Genomic DNA, 5,586 nt, shown 5'->3' on the forward strand with positions numbered 1-5,586 from the left:
GGTATTACCCAGGTATATTCGTTACATACGTTCCAGATGGCATTCTCAAGTCCAGTCTTCCATGCTTGCTTATTCTCTGTCATCGCAAGCATGCTGAACGTATGGATTCCCGCGTAGAAGTAACCCTGCTGTGTCTGATATATGGCTCTGTCGCCTGTATCACCAAACATAGTAAACTCCGAAAAAAGCGGCTGCCGCACAGGATTTTCAATCAAATCTGCTGCTTGCTTCTCCAGAGAACGCCAGAAATCCGAGTAGTTCACGTCTTCCCTGATTCGTCTCCAATTATCAGAAGCAGTTGCCTCTGAATAAAGTGTACGAGGGAGATGCTGCGTTTCCTCCAATGCATTTTTAAGCTGCCGAAAAGTTAATTGTTGAAGCATTCAAACCCCTCCTTTAATGAAGTTATTTGGAACCACAACATCGAGGCTTGTACGGTATTCATCTTGCTTTAGCCCTATCTGATCAAATGGAATAGAGGGAAAGCCAGAAATTTTCTCATAAATGATCGAAGTGTCGTTTAGTGCAAAATTACAGTTTGCCATATCGATAAAACCGGCATCTTCACTATCTGTCAATTGTATATTATTTTCGATTGTACCGTGTGTTTTCGCACTGCTTGCTATACTTCCCTCTGGCGTATTGTATAGCACATTATCCTTAACTATATTCCCCTTAGGTATCTCCGGGTCATCTTCCCATACATTAACAAGCTGTGGATATTTACTCGCCCACGGCTCCTGCTTATATGGAACGTTCATTAAATTTTTATAGTTTGTTCCATTTGGTGCTTCAGCATGGTAAGCAGCCCAGCCTTCTCCACGATCATCCAGGCTCATAAATTTGCCGCTGTCGATAATAATATTGTGTTTAACCACATTATCACGGCCGCCACCAATCAAAAATGCGCTATTTGCAACTTCGTAAAAAACATTTCCTGTTATTTCCGCACTACTAAGTAAATCATCGAGATAAATGGCGTACGAACCAAGACCCCCGTTATCRATAATGTTATGGATATAATTATTTTTAATCACATTACCTCGATAGGTCCAATCACGTAATGAGTAAATGACACCGGCATCACTAGTCTCCTGACATACATCATAGATTTCATTTAATGCAATAACATGGTCATTTCCAATAAATTGAATAGCCATATGAGGTGCGTCATGGATCAGATTATTAGTCGCTCTGTTTCCTACACCGTTTAAGGAAATAGCCGGAGTATAGGTTCTTAGTATCCGAGCATACGTATAGATGTGGTTATTTTCCGCAAAGTTGCCTCCAGGCGTAAGTGTTAATCGGTTGCCCCCCAATAGATGTATACCGCCCTGTCCCGTCTCGTAAATATCACAACTTACAACCCCGTTATTACTTCCTCCCGTGCAGCCGTCGTCAACGACTCCCTCTTCCCCAATCAGTACAGCCTTCTGACCAAGACGCCTAAACGTACAATGCACGATACGATTGTCGGAACATTCCATCATCTTTATGCCATGCCCGCGGGAAATCTCCAAGGTAATATCCATGAAGGTTGTAAAATTGGTCTTATTCATGTTCACTAAAGGAGTATCCAGAACAGAAATTTGCATCTCACTACCATTTAGATCCTTTTCAGGATAGAGATAGAGAATGCCGCTAGTCCTATCTAGATACCATTCGCCTGGCGTGTTTAATTCACTTAGCATATTAAAGGCATAATATCTCTGACCGCTAATGACACCATACATACTCGGTTGTACTACTTCTATTGTTTTATTTGTGGTGTCAATAGATTTTATCTGCAAATTATCATCTGCCCAGTCCCATCTCCAGTATCCAAAAAGCCATGGATCACTTTCCTGTGCCCATTTGTCGACATGGGGATCGCTATATCGAAAAATAGGCCCCGGTTTGCTCATCCATTGATCGGCTGGGACATAGCTTTGATGACTCGGATCTCCCTCCGGCATATCCGGCATGTGATCTCGAGGAATAAATCCTTGCTCGACTACCGTTTCTGTCGTCATAAATCCTGTTTTTGGATAACGTGCTAAGGTCAATGATTCACCATTTACAAATAGTTCAGGTGCCGGTGCCGTTTTAGGCCAACCGTATCCAGCCTTAGATATTTGACCGTATTCCGTAATACCCAGTGCCTTCAAATCAATCTGTCTTATTTTATCTCTAGCTTCTTGCGGAAGCCTGTCTAAAATTACTTGATCTGTTACAGATGTAACCGTTGTCGTATCTAAGTTGTATCCACCCATTATAGAAACCTTATCATTTTCATATGCCTTATAAGTTATTGGAGAACTTGCTGTGCCCGAATCCTGTTCAGTTAACTCAAAAGATGAAGTACGGTTATACTCACCTTCTCTCAGGTAAACCGTGACCCCCCCTTTTGGTAATCCGTTAGCACTCTTTAGCTCGCGGATCGCATCTCTTGCTTTTTCCAGTGTTTTAAATGGTGCGCTGATTGTACCGGAATTTGAATCATCTCCATCCATCGCAACATAAAATGCGATTCCCTCTGACGCTTTCCTCATTTTCATCCTCCTCCTACAAGCGTAAACGGCTGTCGCCGTACWTGGCGGCAAAGCAAAGTTTCGCGGTGAATTATAAGCATTTTATAAGTGTGAAACTTATAAATTCTTATAATTTTAAATCACATGATTCGTTCCATTTTTCGCCACAACTGTTGACCATATGGCACGTCTACCCATGACTCGAAATGCGGATACATCACCTCATGCCAGTTGTTCGGAGAATGGTTAGTGGTCAGCAAGCCTTGACGTTTGCGAGTAGCGGCCTTAGCAGGCAACTCATGATAGGAGAATAAGAACCTGCCAAGAGAACCGATCATATACGTTTGATTAAAACTGTCCGGGAATTCTTCTTGCTTCTGATAATGATAATAGATATAGCTCGATGCCATCTCCGGCTTCAATCTGGCAATTGATCCTATGCGCTCTGCGTTTGAATCACTTCTATTCCAAGAATCGGCATCTATGGGCACACCGTCATGAAAAACATCTATCATTGGGATCGCAAGCCTTTGTAACACCCCACTAGAATAATCGCTCTGACCGGGCTCAAGCGGCCATTTTTCTAAGTAACGTTCGAAAGAAATCGGCCAATCCCAGACTGGTATTCTCGAACCACACACTACCTCTGCATACAAAAAAACATATAGCTCGCAACAGAACACGGAGATATGCGATATCCCCAACGCTCCCCATTCTTTAAGCAACGTACTTGCATCATCTTTGACAATTTTCTGAAATTTTCYCTCCATCCCTTTGCGAAGTTGAGAGTAATAGAGTAGTCTTTCCATCATGCATCGTCATCCCCAATACCAAAATAAAAGGCCTTGGCATTGTAATTGCGTACTCTTGCACGCTCATTATCGTTCCACTTCTCGGGAAGCAGTCGCTCGAATAATTGTACAACATCGCTATAGGTACCAGCCATCAATGCTACCGGCCAGTCACTCCCGAACATAATGCGCTTAGGCCCAAATAGATTCGCAGTCTGACGAATATAAGGTTCAAGAAGTTTGAGATTCATACCACCTGCGGGTGTGATCATGCCTGACCATTTGCAATACACATTAGGGAAACCGGAAAGCTCATCCATGTATGCCGACCAAGGCTCTAATTCACCGTCACGAATAGGTGGAGCACCTAGATGGTTAATAGCGACCTTTAAGTGAGGTACGTGCCTAAGGCATTTAATTACAGTAGGCATATTATCAGACCCGATCAGTAGGTCGATTGTAAAACCATCCTTCTCCAACAGTCGAAGATGCTCGATCAAACGATGTGGTACTTCTTCTTTGCACCGCTCGAAGACAGAACGGTCCAACCTAATCCCAACGAATTGCGGGTTGTTACGGAAATTTCTATATTCGTCAGCGAACGAATCTGCGAACGGATCCAACCAACCTACGACACCTAGAATACGCTTATCATTACCTGCCAGTTCAAGCAGAAATTCCGTCTCAGCTACTGTAGGCGCCGCCTGTACGGCAATAAATCCACGAACGACGTCGGCAGTACCTGACATATCCGAAGGTAAATAATCCTGGTAAAGAACTGGATTACTGGGCTTAAGCCAATGATAATCGCCACGCTCTAGCTTCCAAAAGTGGACATGGCTATCGAAATAGGAAACTTCATCTCTAGTTAATGATTGATCATTAGAAGTCATGGATTGCATTCTCCTCATAATTACTCCCTACACTTGGTTACGGCCTCGAATAATCTTCGCCGTCGCACCTTCCGCTTCAGTACTCCAGGGCGTCTCATAACTCCGTTGTGAGGGTGGGCCTGCTTGTTCGTGTCATTGGATGTTACCTCCTACCAGAATGTATCATGTATCCCGCGCAGCTTGCAGACCGCTTCGGCGAAGAAATAGTCTCCATAGATCATCGGCACGTTAACATACGTTTGCTTCGGCCTATTGGCCGTCCCCATCCTTAGAATAGCTTCCTCGCTCGAATCATCCCAAGCTGTATATTTATCATTTAATTTTAAAATCAGCTTCTCGGCTGCACGGCGATATAACTCTGACTCACCCTTAGGTACCAACAAACTCAACTCCAGCATCCCACTGGCTGCACAGGCTGAAGCGCTAGAGTCCATAGCCATTCCTTCTTCCCATGGAGCGCGGAAATCCCAAGGCGGTAAGCCGTCATCAGGAACATTCGCGAGAAAAAAATGTGCTGCACGTTTGGCTGCATCGAGATATCTTTCATCTCCGGTGTAGCGTGCACTAAGCGCCATGCCGTATAACGCCCACGCGGTTCCGCGTGACCATGCCGAGTCCGGCGAGTAGCCTTGCCCACCCAGCGCTTCTTGCCTCTCTCCGGTCTCCGGATCAAAACATACAATATGGTGTGACGACCCATCCGGACGAAGAAATTCACGTAAAGTCGTATCTGCATGAAGGGCAGCCACATGCCGAAATCGAGGATCGCCTGACTCCTGACTTGCCCAATAAAGCAGCGGAAGATTCATCATGCAGTCAATAATCGCCCAGCCAACCCGCTCCGGTTGGTTCCAAGCCCGAATAAATCGGCCTTTCGCATTATAGCGCCCCACCAGATGACTCGCTGCCGTCATGGCCCGCCGCTTCGAGCTTTCGCACCCAAGCAGCTTGTACTGTGCTACGGAAGACAGGCTCCACATAAACCCTACATCATGATGCAGCGGGTAGAAGTCGGTAAGCACGGTATCCATCTTCTCTTCGATCTGAGCAGCTGTATCTTTGAGCTGTTCATCCTTCGACTCTCGATAAACCAGCCAGATCAGACCAGGCCAGAAACCATTGGTCCACCAATCCGCTTCTTCTCTGTTATATTTTCCATTAGCTGAAATATAAGGAAAATAGGAGCCGATTGATTCATTCATTCGTTCCACTTTCCCTATAATTTTATGCCAAATTTCATCAACCCACTGTGTACTCGATGCACCCGCTCCAACATTTTCGTCCATCTTAGACATTCTTCAACATCCCCTTTACCATGTTAATGGTTGACTTGGAAATAAAGAGAGCAGCCGATCCTTTTCATCTTGGGGCAAGCCAACACCATCGCAATAG

5 protein-coding genes are annotated in these 5,586 nt (G+C 44.8%); all 5 read right to left on the reverse strand.

Features of this window, described 5'->3' with window-relative positions:
• Positions 1–383: hypothetical protein (locus tag AC1DWN_RS26645; protein ID WP_477561914.1), on the reverse strand; the 383-nt coding region annotated here is incomplete at its 3' end.
• Positions 384–2,531 carry a right-handed parallel beta-helix repeat-containing protein gene (locus AC1DWN_RS26650; protein WP_477561915.1) on the reverse strand — a complete coding sequence of 716 codons (2,148 nt, stop codon included), beginning with the start codon at positions 2,529–2,531 and terminating at the stop codon, positions 384–386. It abuts the gene before it with no gap.
• A 119-nt stretch (positions 2,532–2,650) separates the two neighbouring features.
• Positions 2,651–3,322, reverse strand: a complete 672-nt coding sequence (locus tag AC1DWN_RS26655; RefSeq protein WP_477561916.1) for a hypothetical protein — start codon at positions 3,320–3,322, stop codon at positions 2,651–2,653.
• Positions 3,319–4,194, reverse strand: coding sequence for an amidohydrolase family protein (locus AC1DWN_RS26660; RefSeq protein ID WP_477561917.1), 876 nt, complete (start codon positions 4,192–4,194; stop codon positions 3,319–3,321). The genes AC1DWN_RS26655 and AC1DWN_RS26660 overlap by 4 nt, the downstream gene beginning before the upstream one ends.
• 149 nt (positions 4,195–4,343) lie before the next feature.
• Positions 4,344–5,489, reverse strand: a complete 1,146-nt coding sequence (locus AC1DWN_RS26665; RefSeq protein WP_477561918.1) for a glycoside hydrolase family 88 protein — start codon at positions 5,487–5,489, stop codon at positions 4,344–4,346.
• Positions 5,490–5,586 lie beyond the last annotated feature (97 nt).

The sequence above is a fragment of the Paenibacillus sp. P4_A7 genome, from assembly GCF_056402455.1.

Coding starts and splice junctions, on each gene's coding strand:
- AC1DWN_RS26660 (WP_477561917.1), bottom strand. CDS start 4,194: ATGACTTCTAATGATCAATCATTAACTAGAGATGAAGTTTCCTATTTC.
- AC1DWN_RS26665 (WP_477561918.1), bottom strand. CDS start 5,489: ATGTCTAAGATGGACGAAAATGTTGGAGCGGGTGCATCGAGTACACAG.